26 protein-coding genes and 1 tRNA gene are annotated in these 22,464 nt (G+C 65.0%); 15 read left to right on the top strand and 12 right to left on the bottom strand.

The window, feature by feature from the left end:
• Positions 1–15 precede the first annotated feature (15 nt).
• On the top strand, positions 16–774 hold the full coding sequence (locus O6P39_RS09530; RefSeq protein ID WP_275611099.1) for a M48 family metalloprotease: 759 nt from the start codon (positions 16–18) through the stop codon (positions 772–774).
• 37 nt (positions 775–811) lie between these two features.
• Here the strand turns inward: O6P39_RS09530 and O6P39_RS09525 are convergent, their stop codons facing one another.
• The 3 genes from O6P39_RS09525 to O6P39_RS09515 all read right to left on the bottom strand — a co-directional run bounded on the left by O6P39_RS09525 (position 812) and on the right by O6P39_RS09515 (position 2,868).
• Positions 812–2,032 carry a winged helix-turn-helix domain-containing protein gene (locus O6P39_RS09525; RefSeq protein WP_275611098.1) on the bottom strand — a complete coding sequence of 407 codons (1,221 nt, stop codon included), beginning with the start codon at positions 2,030–2,032 and terminating at the stop codon, positions 812–814.
• A 61-nt stretch (positions 2,033–2,093) separates the two neighbouring features.
• Positions 2,094–2,564 carry a DUF3291 domain-containing protein gene (locus O6P39_RS09520; RefSeq protein ID WP_275611097.1) on the bottom strand — a complete coding sequence of 157 codons (471 nt, stop codon included), beginning with the start codon at positions 2,562–2,564 and terminating at the stop codon, positions 2,094–2,096.
• 73 nt (positions 2,565–2,637) lie between these two features.
• The gene (locus O6P39_RS09515; RefSeq protein WP_275611096.1) at positions 2,638–2,868 is read right to left on the bottom strand and encodes a DUF1127 domain-containing protein; all 231 of its coding nucleotides are present in this window, start codon (positions 2,866–2,868) and stop codon (positions 2,638–2,640) included.
• Between the two features lie 97 nt (positions 2,869–2,965).
• Here O6P39_RS09515 and O6P39_RS09510 point away from each other — a divergent pair, with 97 nt between their 5' ends.
• The 3 genes from O6P39_RS09510 to O6P39_RS09500 all read left to right on the top strand — a co-directional run bounded on the left by O6P39_RS09510 (position 2,966) and on the right by O6P39_RS09500 (position 4,986).
• Positions 2,966–3,817: a LysR family transcriptional regulator gene (locus O6P39_RS09510; RefSeq protein WP_275611095.1), complete on the top strand. Its 852-nt coding sequence runs from the start codon at positions 2,966–2,968 to the stop codon at positions 3,815–3,817.
• A gap of 144 nt (positions 3,818–3,961) precedes the next feature.
• Positions 3,962–4,411, top strand: coding sequence for a MarR family transcriptional regulator (locus O6P39_RS09505; protein ID WP_275611094.1), 450 nt, complete (start codon positions 3,962–3,964; stop codon positions 4,409–4,411).
• 146 nt (positions 4,412–4,557) lie between these two features.
• Positions 4,558–4,986 (top strand): organic hydroperoxide resistance protein, encoded by a 429-nt coding sequence (locus tag O6P39_RS09500; protein WP_275611093.1) that lies wholly within the window; start codon positions 4,558–4,560, stop codon positions 4,984–4,986.
• A gap of 66 nt (positions 4,987–5,052) precedes the next feature.
• Here the strand turns inward: O6P39_RS09500 and efp are convergent, their stop codons facing one another.
• Positions 5,053–5,619, bottom strand: a complete 567-nt coding sequence (efp, locus tag O6P39_RS09495) for an elongation factor P (protein WP_254475989.1) — start codon at positions 5,617–5,619, stop codon at positions 5,053–5,055.
• Between the two features lie 42 nt (positions 5,620–5,661).
• A complete protein-coding gene (gene earP, locus O6P39_RS09490) occupies positions 5,662–6,789 on the bottom strand; it encodes an elongation factor P maturation arginine rhamnosyltransferase EarP (RefSeq protein ID WP_275611092.1) in 1,128 nt (375 codons plus the stop codon).
• Between the two features lie 153 nt (positions 6,790–6,942).
• On the opposite strand from earP, the gene O6P39_RS09485 reads away from it, so the two are divergent.
• Together O6P39_RS09485 and oprI are read left to right on the top strand one after the other, a co-directional pair.
• A tRNA-Ser gene (locus tag O6P39_RS09485) sits at positions 6,943–7,032 on the top strand.
• A 401-nt stretch (positions 7,033–7,433) separates the two neighbouring features.
• Positions 7,434–7,685: an outer membrane lipoprotei OprI gene (oprI, locus tag O6P39_RS09480; RefSeq protein ID WP_017517003.1), complete on the top strand. Its 252-nt coding sequence runs from the start codon at positions 7,434–7,436 to the stop codon at positions 7,683–7,685.
• A gap of 114 nt (positions 7,686–7,799) precedes the next feature.
• Here oprI and O6P39_RS09475 read toward each other — a convergent pair whose 3' ends face one another.
• From O6P39_RS09475 to O6P39_RS09465, 3 genes are all read right to left on the bottom strand, one after another.
• Positions 7,800–8,777, bottom strand: a complete 978-nt coding sequence (locus O6P39_RS09475; RefSeq protein ID WP_275611091.1) for a L,D-transpeptidase family protein — start codon at positions 8,775–8,777, stop codon at positions 7,800–7,802.
• Positions 8,778–8,850: 73 nt separating this feature from the next.
• Positions 8,851–9,129, bottom strand: coding sequence for a hypothetical protein (locus O6P39_RS09470; RefSeq protein WP_207886418.1), 279 nt, complete (start codon positions 9,127–9,129; stop codon positions 8,851–8,853).
• A gap of 69 nt (positions 9,130–9,198) precedes the next feature.
• Positions 9,199–9,804: an arylesterase gene (locus O6P39_RS09465; RefSeq protein ID WP_275611090.1), complete on the bottom strand. Its 606-nt coding sequence runs from the start codon at positions 9,802–9,804 to the stop codon at positions 9,199–9,201.
• A 10-nt stretch (positions 9,805–9,814) separates the two neighbouring features.
• On the opposite strand from O6P39_RS09465, the gene O6P39_RS09460 reads away from it, so the two are divergent.
• Genes O6P39_RS09460 through greB form a run of 3 tightly spaced genes read left to right on the top strand, consistent with a single transcriptional unit; the run spans position 9,815 to position 13,552 of the window.
• Positions 9,815–10,498 (top strand): ABC transporter ATP-binding protein, encoded by a 684-nt coding sequence (locus O6P39_RS09460; protein ID WP_275611089.1) that lies wholly within the window; start codon positions 9,815–9,817, stop codon positions 10,496–10,498.
• A gap of 13 nt (positions 10,499–10,511) precedes the next feature.
• Positions 10,512–13,013 carry an ABC transporter permease gene (locus O6P39_RS09455; protein WP_275611088.1) on the top strand — a complete coding sequence of 834 codons (2,502 nt, stop codon included), beginning with the start codon at positions 10,512–10,514 and terminating at the stop codon, positions 13,011–13,013.
• Between the two features lie 41 nt (positions 13,014–13,054).
• Positions 13,055–13,552 carry a transcription elongation factor GreB gene (gene greB / locus O6P39_RS09450; protein ID WP_275611087.1) on the top strand — a complete coding sequence of 166 codons (498 nt, stop codon included), beginning with the start codon at positions 13,055–13,057 and terminating at the stop codon, positions 13,550–13,552.
• Between the two features lie 138 nt (positions 13,553–13,690).
• On the opposite strand, the gene O6P39_RS09445 is transcribed toward greB, so the two are convergent.
• Positions 13,691–14,011, bottom strand: a complete 321-nt coding sequence (locus tag O6P39_RS09445) for a hypothetical protein (RefSeq protein WP_275611086.1) — start codon at positions 14,009–14,011, stop codon at positions 13,691–13,693.
• A 193-nt stretch (positions 14,012–14,204) separates the two neighbouring features.
• Between O6P39_RS09445 and thpR the strand changes: the two genes are divergently transcribed.
• The gene (gene thpR / locus O6P39_RS09440) at positions 14,205–14,723 is read left to right on the top strand and encodes an RNA 2',3'-cyclic phosphodiesterase (protein ID WP_275611085.1); all 519 of its coding nucleotides are present in this window, start codon (positions 14,205–14,207) and stop codon (positions 14,721–14,723) included.
• On the opposite strand, the gene O6P39_RS09435 is transcribed toward thpR, so the two are convergent.
• Entirely contained in the window at positions 14,709–15,593 is an 885-nt protein-coding gene (locus O6P39_RS09435; RefSeq protein WP_275611084.1) for a LysR family transcriptional regulator, read from the bottom strand. The two genes, thpR and O6P39_RS09435, sit on opposite strands and share 15 nt — an antisense overlap.
• Before the next feature lie 93 nt (positions 15,594–15,686).
• Here O6P39_RS09435 and O6P39_RS09430 point away from each other — a divergent pair, with 93 nt between their 5' ends.
• Complete coding sequence (locus O6P39_RS09430; RefSeq protein WP_275611083.1) at positions 15,687–16,715, top strand: YeiH family protein; 1,029 nt, start codon at positions 15,687–15,689, stop codon at positions 16,713–16,715.
• Positions 16,716–16,781: 66 nt separating this feature from the next.
• On the opposite strand, the gene O6P39_RS09425 is transcribed toward O6P39_RS09430, so the two are convergent.
• Together O6P39_RS09425 and O6P39_RS09420 are read right to left on the bottom strand one after the other, a co-directional pair.
• The gene (locus tag O6P39_RS09425) at positions 16,782–17,216 is read right to left on the bottom strand and encodes a DoxX family protein (protein ID WP_275611082.1); all 435 of its coding nucleotides are present in this window, start codon (positions 17,214–17,216) and stop codon (positions 16,782–16,784) included.
• Positions 17,217–17,333: 117 nt separating this feature from the next.
• Positions 17,334–18,758 (bottom strand): transglycosylase SLT domain-containing protein, encoded by a 1,425-nt coding sequence (locus O6P39_RS09420; RefSeq protein WP_275611081.1) that lies wholly within the window; start codon positions 18,756–18,758, stop codon positions 17,334–17,336.
• Positions 18,759–18,984: 226 nt separating this feature from the next.
• Here O6P39_RS09420 and O6P39_RS09415 point away from each other — a divergent pair, with 226 nt between their 5' ends.
• The 4 genes from O6P39_RS09415 to O6P39_RS09400 all read left to right on the top strand — a co-directional run bounded on the left by O6P39_RS09415 (position 18,985) and on the right by O6P39_RS09400 (position 22,459).
• A complete protein-coding gene (locus O6P39_RS09415; RefSeq protein WP_275611080.1) occupies positions 18,985–19,785 on the top strand; it encodes a TatD family hydrolase in 801 nt (266 codons plus the stop codon).
• A 137-nt stretch (positions 19,786–19,922) separates the two neighbouring features.
• A complete protein-coding gene (locus O6P39_RS09410) occupies positions 19,923–21,401 on the top strand; it encodes a methyl-accepting chemotaxis protein (protein ID WP_275611079.1) in 1,479 nt (492 codons plus the stop codon).
• A 113-nt stretch (positions 21,402–21,514) separates the two neighbouring features.
• Positions 21,515–21,874: an Mpo1-like protein gene (locus tag O6P39_RS09405; RefSeq protein ID WP_275611078.1), complete on the top strand. Its 360-nt coding sequence runs from the start codon at positions 21,515–21,517 to the stop codon at positions 21,872–21,874.
• A gap of 81 nt (positions 21,875–21,955) precedes the next feature.
• Positions 21,956–22,459, top strand: coding sequence for a molybdopterin-dependent oxidoreductase (locus tag O6P39_RS09400; protein ID WP_275611077.1), 504 nt, complete (start codon positions 21,956–21,958; stop codon positions 22,457–22,459).
• Positions 22,460–22,464 lie beyond the last annotated feature (5 nt).

Below are 22,464 nucleotides of genomic sequence, written 5' to 3'. Positions count from 1 at the left end.
CAAGGAAGAACCCCCATGTACCTGCACCGCTCCCTCCTCGCCCTGCTCATCGGCGCCAGCGCCGCGCTCTCCGGCTGCCAGAACATGTCCCCCGACGGCCTCGTGCAGTCGGGCATGATGGCCATGAAGGCCGCCACCCTGAGCGACGCCGAAGTCAAGCAGATCGCCGACGAGTCCTGCGCCCAACTGGACTCCCAGGCACAGATCGCCCCGTCATCCAGCGCCTATGCCAAACGCCTGAACGCCATTGCCAGCGCCCTGGGCAACCAGATCGACGGAACTCCGGTGAACTACAAGGTGTACATGACCAGGGACATCAATGCCTTCGCCATGGCCAACGGTTGCGTGCGCGTCTACAGCGGCCTGATGGACATGATGAACGACAACGAGGTCGAAGGCGTGCTGGGCCACGAACTGGGCCATGTTTCCCTCGGCCACATCAAGAAGGCCACCCAGGCGGCCTACGCCACCGCTGCGGCTCGTACGGCCGCCGCTGCCTCCACCAACAGCACGGTCGCCGCCCTGTCGCAGTCGCAACTCGGCGATATTGGCCAGGCCCTGGTCAAGGCGCAGTTCTCCCAGACCCAGGAGTCCGCCGCCGACGACTTCTCCTACGACCTGCTGAAGCAGCGCGGCATCAAGCTCGATGGCCTGGCCAGCGCCTTCGACAAGCTGGCGAAAATGGACGGCGGCGCAAGCAGCATGTTCAGCGACCACCCAGGTTCGCAGGAGCGTGCCGATCACATCCGCAAACGCATCGCCAACGGCAAGTGACGCACCCGGCGGGCCTCCTTGCGAGGCTCGTCCTCTTTCAGGCCTCCGCCAGCAGCGTCTGCAGGCGCACGCCCGACGGCCGCCGGCAGTTCACCTCCACACTCTCCAGCCCCAGCCAGTTGGCCATCTCGCCAAGCTGCTGCGCCAGCGCGATCCAGCCCTCCTCTCCCGGCCCCTTCGCCTCCTCGTGGACGGCGTGTACCACCAGTTTTCCCGCCACGCGGTCGGAACGCAGGTCGACCCGCGCCACCAACTGCTCGTCGAACAGGAACGGCAGCACGTAGTAGCCGTAGACGCGCTTGTGCTGCGGCGTGTAGATCTCCAGGCGATAACGGAAATCGAACAGGCGCTCGGTCCGCGCGCGCTCCCACACCAGCGAATCGAAGGGCGAGAGCAAGGCACTGGCGCGCACCTTGCGCGGGATGACCGCATCGGTCAGGCAGTAGCCCGGCGCCTGCCAACCCTGCACCTGCACTGCCAGCAGGTCGCCCCCTTCCACCAACTCGGCCAGGCGTGCCTTGCTGTCGGCCGGCTCCAGGCGGAAGTAATCCCGCAGGTCCTTCTCGGTGGCGACGCCCAGCGCCTGCGCCGAATGCAGCAGCAGCCGACGCTGCGCCTCGGCTTCCTCAAGATCGGGCTGATCGAGGACAGCGGACGGCAGGACCCGCTCGGGCAGGTCGTAGAGCCGTTCGAAGCCGCGACGTCCGGCCACCGTCACCTCGCCAGCGGCGAACAGCCACTCCAACGCATGCTTCTCGTCGCTCCAGTCCCACCAGGGACCGGCACGCTCCTCGCGGGTATTCAGGCTGCCGGCACCCAGCGCGCCCTGCTCGCGCACGGCATCCAACACGCGCTGGATCACCGATTGCTGCTCCCGGCCGAAGCGCGCCAGTTGCTGATAGATGCCGCGCCCTTCAGAGGCTCGGCGCATACGCCAGCGCATCAGCGGATAGAGCTCCAGCGGCAGGAGCGAGGCTTCGTGGCCCCAGTACTCGAACAGTCGCCGATGCCGCCCGGCACTCCAGGCCGCCTCTTCCAGCAGGGTTGGCGAGTAGTTGCCCAGGCGCGAGAACAGCGGCAGGTAGTGCGAGCGCACCAGCGCGTTCACCGAGTCGATCTGCAGTACACCCAGGCGTTCCAGCAGGCCGCGTACATGGCGGCGCTGCACCTCCCCGCTGGGCCTGCGCAGGGTGAATCCCTGGGCGGCCAGGGCCAGGCGGCGGGCTTGCTTGAGGGACAGCGACTCGACCATCGGCATGGGTGGACTCCAGGGCGGAAAGTGCCCTAGAGCCTAGCGCCAATTGAAGGGGCTGAGTGCATCAGGCCGGCTCGGCAATTCGCTCGGGCATCGGGAATGGCCGGGCAAAGGTGAACACTTCCGGCGACGCGCCTTGCGCCTTCAGCAGCTCCAGCTTATGCCGCGCAATCTGCGCATCGGGCAGCGTTCCAGCTGGCAACCACCATAGCGCCAGGCTCGGCGTCGGCAGCTTCTCCATCCAGTCGCGCTTCTGGCGCAGCACGGCCAGGTGTTCGCCGCCGTAGACGTATTCGCGCAACGCCTCGACCGACTCCCACACCGACAGGTTGACGATGATCAGCGGATCGTCGAAGGCACGAATGGCGGTGGCGTCACCCTCATCGGTCTGCAAACGCCAGACGAACCCGGGACTGGACTCGGCCAGCCGGTTGATGTGGTCCAGCTGATCGACAAAGCCCTTCATCACGGGGTGGTCCAGCGGCGCACGGGCTTTGGCGATATTGACCTGGGCGAGGTGGTAGTTCGAAGGCATGGGGCATTCCCTGGCAAAGTGGTTCATCCGGTACAGCGGCGGGCGGCACGATCTCGCGTGCCGCCCGTACAGCTCAACGTCTCAGGTGATCGATCCAGAACGGACGCTCGATTTCCTCCTGGATATCGGCACGGCTCAGACCGATATCCTTGAGCGCCTCATCGCTCATGCTGGCCAGCACGCGGCGCTGGCGGGCCAGCTCCTGCCACTCCAGCAGCCGCTTCAGGGCACGTTTCCACAGCGGTGCGGCCGGCGCCTTGTGGGCGTGATAGGACATCGATACGAAACCCAGTTGACCTTTCATCGTGAATCCCTCCGTGTGGGCCTGGATGCAGTCTCGCCTCGGGGCTAAGATCAATCCAACGAATCATTCTTATGCATCCCATCTCGGAGATTGATGAATGAGCAGCTTCCCCAGCATCGACAGCGAACTGCTGCGCACCTTCGTCGCCATCGCCGACCATGGCGGCTTCACCCGCGCCGCCGAGGTGGTCAACCGCACCCAGTCGGCGGTGAGCATGCAGATGAAACGCCTGGAAGAGGACGTGCTGGAACGCTCGCTGTTCGAGCGTGATGGACGCCAGGTGCGCCTGACGCCGGAGGGCCAGGTATTGCTGGGCTTTGCGCGGCGCATCCTGCGCCTGCAGGGCGAGGTGTTCAACACTTTCCGCCAGCCGCACATGGTCGGTGCGGTGAAGATTGGCACGCCGGACGACTACGTGATGCGCTTCCTGCCGGAGATCCTCTCGCGCTTCGCCGAAGCCTACCCGCTGGTGCAAGTCGAGGTGCACTGCGAGTCCTCGGCGCAGTTGCTGCTGCGCAATGATCTGGACCTGTCCATCGTGACCCGCGAGCCGGGAACCGAAATTGGCCAGCTGCTGCGTCAGGAGCCCTTTGTCTGGATGGCTGCCGAGAGCTTCTGTCCGCAGGATCAGCGCCCGCTGCCGCTGGCGATGTTCAACACCGCCTGCTTCTGCCGCGCCTGGGCCTGCAATGCACTGGAGGCCATGGAGGTGGATTACCGCATCGCCTACAGCAGCCCGAGCCTGTCGGCACTCTTCGCCGTGGCCAGCGCCGGGCTGGCGGTCACCGCGCAATTGCGCAGCCTGCTCACTGGCAACCTGCGCATCCTGGGTGAGGACGAGGGACTGCCGCAGTTGCCCAATGCCAGCATCGTGCTGCTGCGCGGGCCCCACATGACTCCGGTCACGGACAAACTGGCGGAGTACATCGTCGAGGGCTTCCGCGCCTGACGCGGGTTGCGATCGTCTCTACAGCCGAGGGTCCACGCGGCCGCTGTTCAACAAATAGCCATCGCGCTAAATTAATGCGCAATTACCTGTTCATCTCGGACATTCGCCCCGGCATCTGCCAGGGGCGCCGACCAGGAGACTGCGATGGCCCAGCCCGATACGACCTGCGAAGCACTCAAGCTCGACAACCAGCTGTGCTTCGCCCTCTACTCCACCTCCCTGCAGATGACCAAGGTCTACAAGCCGCTGCTGCAGGCACTGGGGCTCACCTACCCGCAATACATCGCCATGCTGGTGCTGTGGGAAGGCGATGGCATCACCGTTGGCGAGATCAGCGCGCGGATGCTCACCGATCCCGGCTCCCTCACCCCACTGCTCAAGCGCCTGGAAGCCGAGGGCCTGATCACCCGCACCCGCAGCCAGGCCGACGAGCGCGTGGTGCAGTTGCGCCTGACCGACAAGGGCCGTGACCTCCGCCGACAGGCGGAGAGCATTCCGGGCTGCATCCTCGCCAGCAGCCGTCTAACGTTGGAAAAGCTCCAACGCCTCCAGCAGGAACTGGTGGAGTTGCGCGAACAGCTGCAAGGCCCGTAATCCGGGCTTATGCCTGAACGCACCGCTCTTTAGTCCGAAATCTTCCGAAAATTATCTTGCGCACTAAATTAAATCGAACTAACTTCCACCTCACGCACTGCTTAGTGCACAAGATATTAACCAGCAAGACAATCGGAGACACCGCCATGCAAACTATCAAAGCCCTCTACACCGCCACCGCTACCGCCACCGGAGGCCGCGACGGCCGCGCCATTTCCTCGGACGGCATCCTCGACGTGAAACTGAGCACCCCGCGCGAACTGGGCGGCCAGGGCGGCGAAGCCACCAACCCGGAACAGCTGTTCGCCGCTGGCTACTCCGCCTGCTTCATCGGCGCCATCAAGTTCGTCGCCAGCCAGAGCAAGAAGCAGATCCCGGCGGATGCCTCGATCACCGGCAAGGTCGGCATCGGCCAGATCCCGGGCGGCTTCGGCCTGGAAGTGGAACTGAACATCAACCTGCCGGGCCTGGACCTGGCCGAAGCCGAGGACCTGGTTGCCAAGGCCCACCAGGTCTGCCCCTACTCCAACGCCACCCGCGGAAACATCGACGTACGCCTGAACGTGAGCGTCTGAGAAAGCCAGACGGCAGAAACGAAAAAGCCCGGCATCAGCCGGGCTTTTTCTTGTCTCGGTTCAGGCTCAGGCCTTGACGCGGGACTTGTACTCGCCAGTGCGGGTATCGATTTCGATCGAGTCGCCGATTTCGCAGAACGCGGAAACCTGCAGCTCGGCACCGTTCTTCAGGCGAGCGGTCTTCATCACTTTACCGGAGGTGTCGCCACGGACAGCCGGCTCGGTGTAGACGATTTCGCGAACGATGGTGGTCGGCAGTTCAACGGAGATCACTTTCTCGTTGTAGAACACCGCTTCGCAGACGTCGGTCATACCGTCTTCGATGAAGGTCAGCACGCCTTCCAGATCGTCTTTCTCGATCTCGTACTGGTTGAACTCGGTGTCCATGAAGACATACAGCGGGTCCGCGAAGTAGGAGTAGGTCACTTCCTTACGGTCGAGGATGATCGGCTCCAGCTTGTCGTCGGCCTTGAACACGGTCTCGGTGCCAGCACCGGTCAGCAGGTTCTTCAGCTTCATCTTGACGACCGCGGAGTTACGGCCGGATTTGTTGAACTCGGCCTTCTGGATGACCCAGGGGGCGCCATTGATGTTGGCAACCTGGCCAGCGCGGAACTCTTGTGCGGTTTTCATACGATTATCCGATTGGATTGGAGACAAAAAACAGGGGCCATATCATAGCCAATTTGTATAAAAACACACCAGCCCCGCCGCAAGATCGGTTTGTTCGGTCAGACGCCGCTGCCAATTTCCAATCCAGGCGGACCACTCCGGCAGCCGCTCCTCCAGCCTCCGCCAGGTCTCACCGACCTCGCCGCGCCCATTCCAGGCCAGCCAGAAATCGCTCAGCGCCTGCCGCAGCCCATCGTCCATACCCTCACCGAACAGCGCCAGGAAGGCCTCCAGCTTTTCCAGGTGAACGTCCTCGGCCTGCTGGTAGATGTGCCAGACGAAGGGGCGCCCTGCCCACTGCGCGCGGACGAAGGAGTCTTCGCCACGCACCGCGTTGATGTCGCAACTCCACAGCAACGGGTCGTAGTCCTCCTGGCGGACGAACGGCAGCACCTGCACACGCAGCGCGCCGCGCTCGCAGCCCTGACCTACCCCCAGCGACTGCTGCGCCCAGCGCTGGACGTCGGCCAGCACCCGACCTTCGGGCACCAGCAACAGGGTTGGCGTCACGCCCCCGGCCAGGGCGTCCAGCCAGCCGGCGAGTCCGGGATTTTCATAGGCGAACAGGGAAATGCGCCGCTCCCCATGGCGCACTTGCACACCGAGGCTTTCGAGGAAACGAACTCCGCTGGCGGGATCGGCCTGGAAGGTGTCCCGACGCCGAATCAGATCGCCCTCGCGCAGCAGTCCGCCGGTGGAGGGTGTGAAGCCGGGGAAATAGAAGTACTTCTGCAGGCCGTTGGGCTGCATCGACGGCAATCCATGGCAGGACTCCACCCAGGGCTCGGCACTGAGGTATTCGAGGTTCAGCCACAACGATGGCTTCGGCCGCCGGGTCATTGCTTCTATATAGGCAGGCGGCATCGAGCAGGCGAAGGCTTCGATCACCACATCCGCCGCGTCGGTGTCCTGCCAGACTTCCGGCCAATGCCGAACGTCTACGCCGGACTGCTGTTGCGATGGCGCCTGCGCGTCGGCCTGGGGACAGATGCGCACGAACGCAGCCAGGTCATCCACCCACAGGCGCACCGCTTGCCCATGTTCGGTCGCCAACTGGCGAGCCAGACGCCAGGTAACGCCGATGTCGCCATAGTTGTCGACTACGCTGCAGAAGATGTCCCAACTCGCCATACGCTTACGCCCAGCCTCATAGAAGGCGCCAGTGTAGCCGTGATCCGGCCTTTTCTCCTTAAGCCGATGAATCCGTTGAAAAAAACATTTGCGTTTGGGAAAACCTTTGAGTAAAGTGCGCGCCTCGACAGACACAGCGCTGTCGAGAAATCTGGTGAGGTGTCCGAGCGGTTGAAGGAGCACGCCTGGAAAGTGTGTATACGAGAAATCGTATCGAGGGTTCGAATCCCTCCCTCACCGCCAGATCATGAAAGAAGCCCGGCTAAGCAATTAGCCGGGCTTTTTTCGTTATGCGTTAACACTTTCTCCACGTCTTGCAAGTTGCCACTAGTTGGTCAACTGTACGACGCTTAAACAGTTGTTCGAGCATTGTCGACAGTCATCCGACAGTCCGACACCCCATCAGCGGAGAGGGACTACCCTCCCGCCTGACACCCATTGGAAACACTCCTTTGCCAAATTGGACAGTTTTTGCCCAATTCCGCCTCGGGCAACTGCAAATACCGGCCTAACATGAAAAAAAAGTGCCGTACTTGCGTCCGGTCAGTTTACTTACTACAAGTAATGGGTACTATGTAGTCCGGCTAATTTCCCAGTCGTGGGAGATTGCTTTTAATGGAAATGTCCACCTTAAGGGGAACACGATGAACAACGTTCTGAAATTCTCTGCTCTGGCTCTGGCTGCTGTTCTGGCCACCGGTTGCAGCAGCCACTCGAAAGAAACCGAAGCTCGTCTGACTGCTACTGAAGACGCTGCTGCTCGCGCTCAAGCCCGTGCTGACGAAGCCTATCGCAAGGCTGACGAAGCTCTGGCCGCCGCTCAGAAAGCCCAGCAGACCGCTGACGAGGCTAACGAGCGCGCTCTGCGCATGCTGGACAAAGCCAGCCGCAAGTAATAGATCTTCGGATCTGTTAAAAAACCGACCCTTCGGGGTCGGTTTTTTTATGCCCGCAGAAAGCGCGCACAAGAAAAAGCCCGCTCGAAGCGGGCTCTTTCGAAGCAGTACGAGTTACTGCAACTGCATGGCGTCCTGATCGACCGTAGCGGCAACCGGCGCATCCTGCTGCGCTTGCGGCTGGGCAATGGCGACTGGCAGACCATCTTCGGCAGCCACGACTTCACGCACTATGTTCCAGTCCATCTGCATCTGGCTGGCGATGTCTTCGCGCTTGAGCAGCGCATTGATCACCGCAGTGTGCTTGTCGACCACCGACGGATTGCCGTTGTCGTCGATCGGCGCATGGGCTTCGAGATAGATCTTGCCTTCGCTGCGACCGAACTTGTACGGCTCGTTGATGATGCGCACCTTGGTGCCCACCGGAATCATCGAGAACAGCTGGGTCACGTCCCAGTTGTACATGCGGAAGCAGCCGTGGCTGGTGCGGGTACCGATACCGAATTTCTTGTTCGAACCGTGGATCAGGTAGCCGTGGAAGCCCAGGCTCATCTTGTACGGACCCAGCGGGTTATCCGGACCTGCCGGAACCACGGCTGGCAACGGGTCGCCATCGGCGGCGTGCTCGGCGCGGATCGAGGCCGGCGGATACCAGGCCGGGTCCTTGGTCTTGGCGATAACAGTAGTGCTGCCAACCGGCGAACCCCAGCCCTCACGACCGATGCCCAGGGCATAGGTGTAGACGACGCCCTTGTCCTTGGGGAAGTAGTACAGGCGGTATTCGGCCAGGTTGATCACCACGCCTTCGCGCGGTCCCGGCGGGAGGATGAAGCGGGTCGGAATGATCACTTCGGTGCCCACGCCCGGCAGCCAGGCATCGACGCCCGGGTTGGCGGCGAGCATCTCGGAGTAGCCGAGGCCATATTTCTCGCCGAGGTCGGCGAAGGTGTCTTCGTACTTGGCCTTGATCACCTGGACCTGACCGACGATATCGTCGCCCGGTGCCGGCAGTGGCAATTCAATGGCGGAAACGGGGGCCGAGAGCAACGCGGCTAAGGACAGCGAGCAGGCGGCAATGACGCGCGACAACATCCGAGAATCCTTGACATGGGCAATGGGCAAAGGGTGATCAGTTTACCACTGCGAACCGCGTCACTGGGAGATATCAGACGAGCCAGGAGGCCCGCGCGCCGCGCTTTTCCTGTTCCAGTTGTTTCAGGCAGGCGCTGCACACGCGGCGGTCGCGCAGCAGCGGCTTCTCAAGCCCGCGCCAGAGCGGCTGGGCCGGCAGCAGGCTACCGCAGAGCGTGCGGTCGGCCGGCGTTCCCAGCTCCAGTTGGCGTGCGACAAGGTGCACCCGGACCTCGCGGCAGGCGAACAGATCCAGCTGCTCATCGGGTTCGATCAGCTGGTAGGCGAAGTGAGTCCAGGCGGGGCGCGGCATAGGGGCTCCAGAAGGGTGCGCAAACATAGCCGAAAGGCCGTTCGCGGGGAAGCCTTGATACAGCGGAATTCAGAGTAGCGGCTTGAGCGCCGGCCACATATTGTCGAGCAGTTTAGGCTGCGCAGCGATGGCCGGGTGAATTCCGTCCGCCTGCATCATTCCCGGCACCCCGCCGACACCCTCGAGGAAGAATGGCACCAGCGTGATGTTCTGCTCCTGGGCGACCGTCTCGAACACCTTGGAGAAGGCATCGGTATAACGCTGTCCGTAGTTCGGCGGCAGCTTCATGCCCAGCAGCACCACCTTGGCACCCGCCTTCTGCGACTGCTGAACCATGCCGCTAAGATTCTGTTGCAATTGTGCCGGCGCCATTCCGCGCAGCCCGTCATTGCCGCCCAACTCGATCACCACCAGCGTCGGCTTCTGCTCCGAAAGCAGCGCCGGCAGGCGCGCGAGGCCTCCCGCACTGGTGTCGCCGCTGATCGATGCATTGACCACCTTGTAGCCGAACCCCTGCTCCTTCAAGCGCTTGTCCAGCAGGCTCACCCACCCCTGGCTGGTATCCAGCCCCAAACCGGCGCTGATACTATCGCCGACGACCAACAGCGTCTGCGCCGCGGCCTGCTGCGCAATCAGAAGCAACGCCAGGCAGCCGCCCATTAGCCATGCACGCATCGGATTCTCCATGAGCGAACGCATTCTCACCGCGCGGAACCTTAGCAAGGTTGTTTCCAGCGCGGAAGGCAAGCTGACGATCCTCCACGACCTCTCCCTCGACCTCTCCCGCGGCGACAGCCTGGCCATCGTCGGCAGCTCGGGTTCCGGCAAATCCACTCTCCTGGGCCTGCTCGCCGGGCTCGACCTGCCGTCCGACGGCGACATCGTCCTGCTCGGCCATGCGCTGGGCAGTCTGGACGAGGATCAGCGCGCACGCGTCCGCGCCGCCCATGTCGGCTTCGTATTCCAGTCGTTCCAGTTGCTCGACAGCCTCACCGCCCTGGAGAACGTGATGCTGCCGCTGGAGCTCGATGGCCGCGCGGACGCCCGCCAACGCGGCCGCGAGCTGCTAGAGCGCGTCGGTCTCGGCCAGCGCCTGACCCACTACCCGCGCCAGCTCTCCGGTGGCGAGCAACAGCGGGTCGCCATCGCCCGCGCCTTCGCCGCCGAGCCGGACGTACTGTTCGCCGACGAACCCACCGGCAACCTCGACACCCACACCGGCGAGCGGATCAGCGACCTGCTGTTCGAACTCAACCGCGAACGCGGCACCACCCTGGTGCTGGTGACCCACGACGAACGCCTGGCCCACCGCTGCCAGCGCCTGATCCGCCTGGAAAGCGGCCACCTGATCGATCACGTCGAACCCTGACGGACGAGAGCCGATGAAGCCACTGTCGCTGCCGAACCTGTTCCGCCTGTCCCTGCGCCAGCTGTGGCGCGAAGGCCGCACAGGCGAATTGCGGGTACTGTTCTTCGCCCTGCTGATTGCGGTCGCGGCCAGCTCCGCCATCGGTTATTTCAGTGCCCGACTCAACGGCGCCATGCTGGTGCGCGCCGCCGAATTCCTCGGCGCCGACCTGGTGCTCAGCGGCACCCAACCCGCCACCGGCGAACAGATCGACAGCGGCCTCAAGCTCGGCCTGCAGCATGCGCGCAGTGTCGAGTTTTCCAGCGTGGTGGCCACCGACCAGGGCATCCAGCTCAGCAGCGTCAAGGCGGTGGGTGACAGCTACCCCTTGCGTGGCGAGCTCAAGAGCGCGCCCGAACCGCTGCAGCCCGAAGTTGAAGGCGGACGGCCGCAGCCGGGGGAAATCTGGGTCGAATCGCGCCTGCTGGCGAGCCTTGAACTGAAGATCGGCGACAGCGTCGACATCGGTCGCAAGCCCCTGCGCATCGCTCGCGTGCTGACCTACGAGCCCGACCGCGCCGGCGACTTCTACAGCCTGACGCCACGGGTACTGATGAACCTGCAGGACCTGGACGCCACCGGCGTCGTCCAGCCCGGCAGCCGCGTGCGCTACCGTGACCTCTGGGGCGGCCCGCCTGAAGCTCTGCAGGCTTATAGAAAGGCAACGCAGGCTGGCCTCGCCGCCAACCAGCAACTGCAGGACGCCCACCACGGCAACCGGCAGATCGGCGACGCCCTCGGCCGCGCCGAACGCTACCTGAACCTCGCCAGCCTCGCCGCCGTGCTGCTCGCCGGCGTCGCCGTGGCGCTCTCGGCCAACCGCTTCGCCACCCGCCGCTTCGACGCCAGCGCCCTGCTGCGCTGCCTCGGCCTGTCGCGCCGGGAAGCCCTGCTTCTATATGGAACGCAATTGCTCGCCCTGGGATTGGTTGCCAGCCTCTGCGGCGCCCTCCTCGGCTGGCTCGCCCAGATGGGTCTGATGCACCTGCTGGGCAACCTGCTTCCGCCGCAGATTCCCGGGGCCGGGTTAGCCCCCGCGCTGGCGGGCATGGCGACCGGCCTGGTCGCGCTCGCCGGCTTCGCCCTGCCGCCGCTGGCCGCCCTCGGCCGCGTGCCGCCACTGCGGGTACTGCGCAGCGACCTGCTGCCAGTGCCGATGCGCACCTGGATGGCCTATGCCTGCGCGCTGATCGCCCTGGGCCTGATCATGTGGCGCCTGAGCCTGGACCTGAAACTCACCCTCGCCCTGCTCGGCGGCGGCGCTATCGCCGCGGTGATCCTCGGCTTCATCCTGCTGCTCGCCCTGCGCGGCCTGCGCAGCGCGCTGCAAGGCGCCAGCCTGCCCTGGCGCCTCGGCGTCGGCCAACTGCTGCGCTACCCACTGGCGGCCGCCGGCCAGAGCCTGGCCTTCGGCCTGATCCTGCTGGCCATGGCGCTCATCGCGCTGCTGCGCGGCGAGCTGCTGGACACCTGGCATTCGCAGTTGCCGGCGAACGCGCCGAATCACTTCGCGCTGAACATCCTCCCCGCCGAGAAGGACAGCTTCGAACAGCGGGTGAAGCAGCTCTCACCCAACGCCGAAGACCTCTATCCGATGGTGCCCGGCCGCCTGGTGGCGGTGAACGGCCAGCCGGTCCACGCGCTGAACGAAGACGTGCGCAGCGAGCGCGCCCTGCAACGCGACCTCGGGTTGACCTGGTCGGCACGCCTGCCCGCCGGCAACCAGGTCGTCGCCGGCCAGTGGTGGCAGGCTGGCGAAAAGAGCGCATTGCCTGGCGTTTCGGTGGAAGAAAAGCTCGCCAGCAACCTCAGCCTGAAAGTCGGCGACCGCCTGAGCTTCAGCGTCGCAGGCCAGACCCGCGAGGCACAGGTGCGCAGCCTGCGCTCGGTGAAGTGGGACAATTTCCAGCCCAACTTCTTCATGGTCTTCGAACCCGGCACCCTGACCGACCTGCCGGTGACCTACCTGACCAGCTTCTACCTGCCGGCCAGCCAGGAACGCGACCTGATCCAACTGGCGCGCGCCTTCCCGACTGTCACGCTGCTGCCGGTGGACGCACTGCTCGCGCAGCTGCGCAGCATCCTCGACCAGGTGACGCTGGCGGTGGAGTACGTGCTGGTGTTCGTCCTCGCCGCCGGCTTCGTGGTGCTCTTCGCCGGCCTGCAGGCCACCCTCGACGAACGCCTGCGCCAGGGTGCCCTGCTCCGTGCGCTGGGCGCGGAACGCCAGTTGCTGATGCGCACCCGGCGCAGCGAGTTCGCCCTGCTCGGCGCGGTCAGCGGGCTGCTGGCGGCGCTGGGCTGCGAGCTGATCAGCTACCTGCTCTACCGGCTGGTCTTCGACCTGCCGTGGAGCCCGCACCCCTGGTTGCTCGCGCTGCCCGTGCTGGGCGCGCTGCTGGTCGGCGGCGCCGGGCTGCTCGGCACCCGGCGGGCATTGAGCGTGAGCCCGTTGCGCCTGCTGCGCGAAGGCTGATCGGGTAGACTCCCGTCATCATCCCCGTCACCTCGGAAGCCATGAGCCGTTATCGCCCTCCCCGCCCCGCCGGTACCCCGCTGATCACCCCCGAAGGCGAAGCGCGCCTGCGTGCCGAGCTGCATGAACTGTGGAACGTGCGCCGCCCCCAGGTCACCCAGTCGGTGAGCGAAGCGGCGGCCCAGGGTGACCGCTCGGAGAACGCCGAGTACACCTACGGCAAGAAGATGCTGCGCGAGATCGACAGCCGTGTGCGCTTCCTGCGCAAGCGCCTGGAAAACTGCAAGGTGGTGAGTGAGCGCCCGGCCGACCCGAACAAGGTGTACTTCGGCGCCTGGGTCACGCTGGAGGACGAGGACGGCGAGCAGGCACGCTATCGCATCGTCGGCCCGGACGAACTCGACCTGCGCAACAACCACATCAGCATCGACTCGCCACTCGCCCGCGCCCTGGTGGGCAAGGAGCTGGACGCCGAGGTGATGGTACGCAGCCCGTCAGGCGAGAAGATGTGGTTCGTAATCGAGATCGAGTATCCCTGATTACAGGCGAGCACTGCCCGTACAGAGGCAGCCCCCGTAGGGCGTACAACCGTTCGCGGTTGTACGCCGATACACCCGGACTCCCAATTGGCGCGACGGTCGAGTTCGAAGCGCTGTGTGGCAAGACTCGAAAAAGGCTCAGAGCTGCTGCGGACGCCGGGTGATCAGCCCCTGGCGGGCGACACGGGTCAGTTCGCGAACGGTGGACTCCAGGTGCTCGGCGCTGGGCGCCTGGACCACGGCGAAGTCAAAGCTGTCGGAAGCAAAACGGGCGATGTCGGCGACGGTTTCGGCGAACTGGATCAGGAAGGTCCGCGAGCCATTCCAGCGCTTGGGCCAGCCATCGAGGTAACGGACGAGGGTGGGCTGGTGATTGCCGCCCAGGAGAATCTTCGGGTTGCGACGTACCAGGCCGGTAGTGATGGGAGCCAGGCGCACGTGCGGGTTGGGACAGGTCATGGTGTCATGTCTCCGCCTCTTGGGTCCTGCTGGACGCGGCGAGAGGCACACCGAAACCAGCGCTTTAGCGGTATTTCGATGTCGGCTTCGCCGCATCCGCGCCCCGCAAGTTGCTACTTAAATCGGCGCTGAGCGGCATCCTAGATAAGGCCCGGCGATACTGTCAAGGCGACTTCAGTCAAGGAATCCCACAATGAGCACACCCCCGCTTCGGCTGTTCTTCGCCCTGCCGTGCCCACCTGCGCTGGCGGAGGCGATCTGCACCTGGCGCGACGGCCTGCACCTGGACGGCCAGAACGTGGCGCAAGCCAACCTGCACCTGACCCTGGCCTTCCTCGGCGCCATCCCCCGTGGCCGCAAGGCGGAGCTGCTGGCCATCGGCGCGAGCCTGCCGCGGCGCGGTTTCACCCTGCAGCTGGACCACCTGGCGCGCTGGAAGAACGGCATCCTGCACCTCGCGCCAAGCGTGGTGCCCACTGAACTCCACGAGCTGGTGCAGACCCTGCGCGAAGCGCTGCAGGCCCACGCCTTCGAGGTCGAGCCGCGCCCCTTCCATCCGCACCTCACCCTGGCGCGCCACGCCCACAACCTGCCGGCCGCGCAGCCGTCCTTCGAGCTGCCGGCCCGCTCGATCACCCTGTACAGCTCGGAACACAGCCCGGCCGGCGTACGCTACCGCCCGCTCGGCGAATGGCCGCTAGACCACGCCTGACTGCGCGTAATCGAGGAAGCGGCGCAGCCCCGCCGTGGGGAACTTGTCGATATGCAGCGCGCGGAAGAAGGTACGGCGCAACGGTCCCAACGGATTGTCCAGTCGCACCAGTTCTCCCCGCGCCAACTCCGCCTGCACCACGCGCTCCGACAGGCAACCGATTCCCACTCCGCGACCGACCAGATGCTTGATCGCCTCGGCATTGCTGATCTCCAGGGGCGCGTTGACGCTGCCCAGGCGCGGCAGTACCTGCTGCTCGAACGTGACACGGGTGCCTGACCCGGCCTCGCGCAGCACCCAGCGCGCCGCCGCCAGGTCCTTGAGGGTGACCTGACGAGCCAGTGCCAGCGGGTGGTCCGGCGCGGCCACCAGCAACAGCTCATCGGCGGCCCAGGGCGTGAGCTGGATCTGCGGATGCTGGATCGGCGCTTCGATGAACGCGACATCCAGGCGGAACTCGGCCAGCGCTTCGATCACATCGCGACTGTTGGCCACCTGCAGTTGCAGGCGGCTTTCCGGCAGCTCGGCGAGAAAACCGGCCATCACCTGCGGCAGCAGATAGCCGCCAATGCTGCGGCTCGCCCCTAGGCTGAGCTGCACCGGCGCGGACTCGAACAGGTTCTCCAGTTCCTCCCCCTGGGCCAGCAGTGCGCAGGCCTTCGGGTAGAACACACGGCCGTTGTCGTTGAGCGCCAGGCGCTTGCCGCTGCGATCGAACAGGCGCGTCCCCAATGCGCGCTCCAGTTCCTGCAACGCCTGGCTCGCCGCTGACTGCGATAGCGCGATGCGCGCGGCCGCCTGGGTGACGTTGCCCAGCTCGGCGATGGCGGTGAAGGTCGCCAACTGGCGAAGGGTGATGCGCGGGCCCATATCGATAAAACCGGTCAACTCAATAAGAACAATCCGTTTTTACACTAAGCATGGGCGCGGCACCATGGTTTCACCTTACACAAGGAGCCATTCATGAACGCCCTTCGCCGCCTGCCCTACTTCCTGCCCGGCGCCCTGCTCTGCCTCGCCATCGCCTTCGGCTCGCGCCAACTGATGGAAATTCCCGCACTGCAACACCTGGGCCTCGGCAGCCTGACCCTGGCCATCCTGATCGGCCTGCTGGCGGGCAATCTCGGATTGGCCCGATTCGGCGGCATCCGTCCCGGCGTCGACCTGTCCCGCCAGCAGCTGCTGCGCCTGGGCGTGGTGCTCTACGGCCTGCGCCTGACCTTCCAGGACATCGCCGCCCTCGGCCCCGCCGCTCTGGTGATCGACGTGCTGATGGTCGCCAGCACCCTGGGCATGGCCTGGTGGATCGGCGAACGCTGGCTGAAGCTACCGCGTGAAAGCGCCCTGCTGATCGGCGCCGGCAGCGCCATCTGCGGCGCCGCGGCGGTCATGGCGAGCAGCCCGGTGCTCAAGGCGCGCGCCGAGCACACCGCCGTCGCGGTGGCCACCGTGGTGCTCTTCGGCACCCTGGCAATGCTGCTGCACCCGCTGATCTACGCGGCCCTGCCGAACCTGTTCGGCAGCGAGCAGGCATTCGGCGTGTTCACCGGTTCGACCATCCATGAAGTTGCCCAGGTGGTCGCCGCCGGGCGCGCCATGGACCCGGCCGCCGCCGATGCCGCGCTGATCAGCAAGATGCTGCGGGTACTGCTGCTGGCCCCGGCGCTGCTGATCCTAGGCCGCGTCGGCTGCGCCGAAGCCGCCGAGCCAGGCCAGCGCCGCAAGCTGCACATCCCCGGCTTCGCCGTGGGCTTTCTGCTGGTCACCGGGTTGCGTTCCCTGGGCTGGGTACCGGAAAGCTGGCTGGCGCCACTGCAACAGCTGGACGACGTGATGCTGGGCATGGCCATGGCCGCCCTGGGCCTGGCCACCCGCCTGGGCGACCTGCGTAAGGAAGGGCCGAAGCCGCTGCTGTTGGGTGCCGGGCTGTTCGTCTTCCTGCTGGTCGGCGGCGGCCTGATCAATGGTGGCGTGCAGTACCTCTTCCACTGATCCGGGTAGACAAAGAAAAAGGGCGGACACCTTGGGTGTCCGCCCTTTTCGTTTTCGCGACCGGTATCAGCTGGACAGCTTGCGGTCCAGGGAGAACGGGCCGGCGCCGCTGATCAGCAGCGCAACGCTGATCATGATCAGGGTGAAGGCGTATTCGAAGCCGTTCGCCTGGATGAAGAAACCGTTGGCCAGGTGCACGCTGAACACGGCAACCAGCATGGCGACGATCAGCGGGATGCTCGCCAGGCGCACCAGCAGGCCCAGAACCAGCGCCAGACCACCGAAGAACTCCGCGCTACCGGCCAGGGTGGCCATCAGATAGCCCGGGGTCACGCCGATGGATTCCAGCCACCCCGCCATGCCCTGCAGACCCGGACCGCCGAAGGCCCCAAAGAGTTTCTGCGAGCCGTGAGCCATGAAGGTCAGGCCGGTGGTGATGCGCAGGACAGCAAGACCAGCGCCAGCGTTGGTGGACATGATGGATTTGATCAGCGAGCTCATGGTGATTCCTTGTGCAGGGAAGAGTGGGCTGCAACCGTGGTTGCTTGGGGATCAATATAGCCAATTATTCCGATACAAAAAGCGTAAAATTGCGCTAATTGCTATCGAATTAATTAATCACTTCTTGATCGCTGCCACACTCTCTCGTGGCTCCAGGCCATCACGTTCACGCTGATAAGCAAGATAGTACTTGTTGATGCTGCTGACATAGTTCACTACGCCTATGCCCAGCTGTTCGGCCGCCACCCGCTCGACCTGGAAGAACCACTGGTTAGGGTTGAGCCCCTGGCGCTTGGCTTCCGCGCGCAGGCTCTGGATCCGCTCAGGCCCGGCGTTGTATGCCGCCAGCACGAAGGCCATGCGATCACGCTCGCTGATTCGCGGGCTGGAGAAGAAGCGTTTGCGCAGCATCGCCATGTAGCGGCTGGCGGCCTGCACGTTGTTCTCCTTCTGGTGCACGGTATCCACGCCCACGGAACGCGCTGCCGCCGGGGTGATCTGCATCAGGCCGGTTGCGCCGCCGGAGCCGCGCGCGCTGGCATCGAGGTTGGACTCCTTGAATGCCACCGCCGCCAGCGCAAGCCAGTCGACCTTGTTCTGTTCGCCGTAACGCTGCAAGGTCGGACGCACCGCCTCCAGGCGCTTGCGATCGGTAGCCACCAGCGGATTGCGCACCTGGTAGGCGCGGCGGTACAGGCGCTGGAAGGCGCTGTCCTGGTCTGCTGGCGCGCGGTAGCCCTTGAGGAAGCCGTTGACGCTGGCGCGCAGCATCGGCGCATCACGGCGCACGTACCAGGTCATGCTCTCGGTGTTGTCCAGCACCAGATGCCGGTCGATGCGCAGCTTAGTGAAGACCTTGGCCCAGCGCTCGGCGATGGGCTGCTCGACCACGGTGTAATTGAAGATGCCGGCCTGGACCATCTCCAGCACGTCTTCCACGGCCAGCGAGGAGTCGGTCCACTCCAGCACCATCGGCGCCATCCGCTTTTGTGCCAGGCGCTCGTTGACCCGCTGGATGGCGTCGCCCGCCGCGCTGCCGGCCGGCAGGGTGACGGTGCGGCCGGCAAGTTGCTCCAGGCGCACGAGGCGGCGGTTGCCCTGCTTGGTCACCAGCACCAGCGGCACGTCTTCCTTCCAAGGCAGGCTGGCGCTGACATTCTGTCCATCGCGGGCAAGCAGGACTTCGCCGGGCGCGACCAGGTCGCCCTCGCCGCGCTGCAGCGCGCCGAGCAGTTGATCCTTGGCCTTGGGAATGAATTGGATGGTGAGCGGCTTGCGGCCCTGGGCGGAGTCGTTCAGGTACTGCTCGAAGGCTCGCAGGCGGCGGTATTCGACGCCAATCGGTTCGCCCTTGATCTCACCGGAACTGTTGCGGCTTTGATTGACCAGGACACGGAGGACGCCACCGGAGCGGATGCTGGCGAGGTCATGGCGGCTGCCGCTGTCCTGCTCCCAGTTTTCCGGCTGGGTCGTCAGGCGCGCAGCCGCCGGCAGTGGCATCAAGGCCACCAGGCACAGCATCAGCAGCAACAGTCGCGTCATCCAGCTCTCCAGGGGGTTCGCACACGGCACCGGCCCGATCAGAGCGCGGCGTTGGCCGCAAGTTCCCGGCCGCCGAGGGCGCGCGAGGGTCTCACAGCAGGGGCCGGATGCCAACCCGAAATTCCGGAAGCACTTTCAGAAGTTGCTTCAACTATCTGTTTTTGAACGATTTTCAAGGAAAAACAGAGGTTCTGCTATGCTGCTCGCCCGAACCAAGGGAAGCACCATGCAACTGATCGACATCGGCGTCAACCTCACTCATCCGAGCTTTGCCGTGGAACGTGAAGCGGTACTCGCCCGCGCCATCGAGGCCGGCGTCGTGCAGATGGTGCTCACCGGCACCAGCCTGGGCGACAGCGAACAGGCCCTGGACCTGTGCCGGCAACTGGACGAAAACCAGCGTCTTTTCTGTACCGCGGGCGTCCATCCGCACGAGGCCAGCCACTGGGACAGCGGCAGCGCCAAGGTACTACGCGGCTTGTTGGCGGAGGACCGGGTACGCGCCGTCGGCGAGTGTGGGCTGGACTTCAACCGCGACTTTTCGCCACGCCCACTGCAGGAAAAGGCCTTCGAGGAACAACTCGCCCTGGCGGTGGAACTGCAACGCCCGGTATTCATCCACGAGCGCGACGCCGCCGAGCGCCTGCTGGCGATCCTCAAGGAGTTCCGCGACCAACTGCCCGCCGCCGTGGTGCACTGTTTCACCGGCGAGCGCCGCGCGCTCTACAGCTACCTCGACCTGGACCTGCACATAGGCATCACCGGCTGGATCTGCGACGAGCGCCGCGGCACCCATCTGCAGGAACTGGTGAAGGAAATCCCCGCAGGCCGCCTGATGCTGGAAAGCGATGCCCCCTACCTGCTGCCGCGCACGCTGCGGCCCAGGCCCAAGCACGGCCACAACGAGCCGGCCTACCTGCCCGAAGTGCTGGCCTGCGTGGCGCAGCATCGCGGCGAAAGCCCCGAGCAGGTTGCCGCTCACAGCACCGATTGCGCACGGCGATTCTTCAACTTGCCGCAGGTGTGAAGGCGTTCTCAAGATTGCCGCCCATCGGCCGTTAACCCGGGTGTAGAAGGCGGCTTGATCCCCATCAATGGCCAGCCTTCATCCTTTTCATGACAATGGCGGCGCCTTGCCACCATTCGACCGACAAGAAGACAATCATGGCCGCCTGGATCCGCGACATTTCCCTCAAATACAAATTCTGGGCCGTAAACGCGGTCGCTTTCGTCACCACCCTGCTGCTGGTGCTGTTCGCCATGCACCAGGAGCTCGATGCCCGCAACCAGCAGGCGCGCCAGGGCGCCGAAGCCCAGGCCCAGTTGCTCAAGAGCTGGCCGGCGAACACGCCGCTGCCGTCCTCATCCAACCTCGTCAGCTTTGCCACCGGCAGTGCGCCGCAGATCGCCGGCATCGACGGCTCCGTCCTCTCCCGCGCCAACGGCTGGGTCGATCTGCAGGGTGTCCAGAGCCGTACCGGCGCGCTGGCCGGTGCCTACGTGCAGGACATCGGCAATGGCCAGCGGGTCGCCGTACTGGCGCCGGGCGCTGACTTCTGGACTGTCTTCGAGGATCGCGCCCTGCCCTACGCCGGCGCCGTCCTGATCCTGATGCTCGCGCTGCTGGCCGCGTCGCAGTTGCTGATCCGCTTCATCCTCACGCACCTGCTGACCCTGCGCGATGTAATGCTGCACGTGGAAAAGAGCGGCGACCTCTCCGCACGCGTGCCGCTGGATAGCCGCGATGAGGTCGGGCAGATGGCCACCGCCTTCAATGCCATGCAGGGCGGCTACCAGCGCGTGGTCGGCACCGTGGCCCAGGCTGCCGGGCGTCTCGACGAAGGCGCGCGCAGCCTCGCCAACACCATGGGCCAGGTGCGCCAGGGCATGCTCGGCCAGCAGAGCGAGACCGACCAGGCCGCCACCGCCATCAACGAGATGTCCACGACTGTCCACCACATTGCCCAGCACGCCGCCGACACCCGCGACCAGTCGCAGGAGGCCGATCGCCTGGCGGGTAACGGCCAGCAGGTGGTCGGCCGTGTCGGCCAGTCCATCGCCGGGCTGTCCCAGGGCGTGCAGCAGACCGCCGAGATGATCCAGCAGCTGGCCCAGGACAGCCACAAGATCAGCAGCGTGGTCAGCGTGATCCACGGCATCGCCGAGCAGACCAACCTGCTCGCCCTCAACGCCGCCATCGAAGCGGCCCGCGCCGGGGAAATGGGCCGTGGCTTTGCCGTGGTGGCCGACGAAGTACGCAACCTGGCCAAGCGCGTGCAGGACTCCACCGACGAGATCACCCAGATGATCAACGCGCTGCAGTCCGGCACCCGTGACGCCGTGGAGTTCATGCAGGAGAGTTCGATCAAGGCCGACGGCTGCGTCGAGGAAGCCCGCGAAGCCGGGGAAGCCCTGGCCGCCATTGCCGCCGCCGTGGCGCAGATGCGCGAGAGCAATACGCAGATCGCCGTGGCCGCCGAACAGCAGAGCCAGGTCGCCGAGGAAATGACCCGTTCGGTGGTGGGCATCCGTGACGTCACCGAGCTCACCGTGCAGCAGACCGTGGACTCGGCCGGCACCAGCCATCAGTTGGCGGACCTCGCCGGCGAACTCAGCCGCGCGATCCGTCAGTTGCGCCTGTAATCCCTATCGGGCGCATAGCCTGCGCCGATTGGCTGCCCTTCCCAGCCAGGACCTAGACTTCTGTCAGATGCCCGCCGCCTGCGGCGGGCCTGTCTTCGCACAGGAGTCCATCCATGGCCAAACGTCATCCCAACCTGCTCGCCTGGCAATGGCAGGGCTACGCTGCCAACCACCGCAACGCCACCAATCTGGCGCTGCACATCCTCGCCGTCCCGCTATTCCTACTCGCCGCCGTGATCCTGGTCAGCGGCCTGCTGCGCCTGCACCTCAGCGGAGTCGCCCTGGGAGTGATCGGCATCATCGCCTCGCTGGCGATCCAGGGCCGCGGCCACAAGCTGGAAGAACAACCGCCGGAGCCCTTCGCGGACCGCCAGGACGCCATTGGCCGGCTGCTCGCCGAACAATTCATCACCTTCCCCCGTTTCGTGCTCAGCGGCGCCTGGTGGCGCGCCTGGAAAAATCGCAAGCGCTGACGAAGGTGTGGCATTTCGGCCATTCAAGTCATAGGGGTATTCGCCGATATAATCGTCGGAATTACGTCACGAGCGGTCGAGATGTCGGTTTTTCGTCATTTTTTTGGCTTTTTTGCCTGCCTGTTTATTGGCAGCCAGGTGGCGGCGAGCCCGTCCACCTCCAGGCCTGTCGAGCGCGACATCCTCTCGCTGGAGATCGCCGGCCGCCCCGAGGCGGCCCGGCGCCTGTCCCTGTCGGCACTGGAGCGCCTTCCCCAGCAGACCTACGCCGCCATGCTTCCCGCGGAAAAGCGCATCTCCCGCTGGCAAGGCGTCCCGCTCAGCCAACTGTTCGATGCCGCTCGGTTGGGCGAATCGAAACACCTGCGCGTCGATGCCCTGAATGACTACTCCGCGCTGATCCCGCTGAGCGACCTGAGCGCCTACCAGCCGATCCTCGCCTATCGCCGCGACGACCGGTACATCGGCATCAGCGATCGCGGCCCCTTGTTCATCATCTATCCGCTGGTGAGCCATCCCGAGTTGCGCACCCAGCTCTACTTCAACCGGACCGTCTGGCAAGTCAGCCGCATTACCCTGGAGTGATCGTC

The organism is Pseudomonas sp. PSE14 (assembly GCF_029203285.1).
Taxonomy (GTDB): Bacteria; Pseudomonadota; Gammaproteobacteria; order Pseudomonadales; family Pseudomonadaceae; genus Pseudomonas.
Note: the sequence above shows the minus strand (reverse complement) of the source record. Positions and strands in the feature narration are given on the sequence as shown.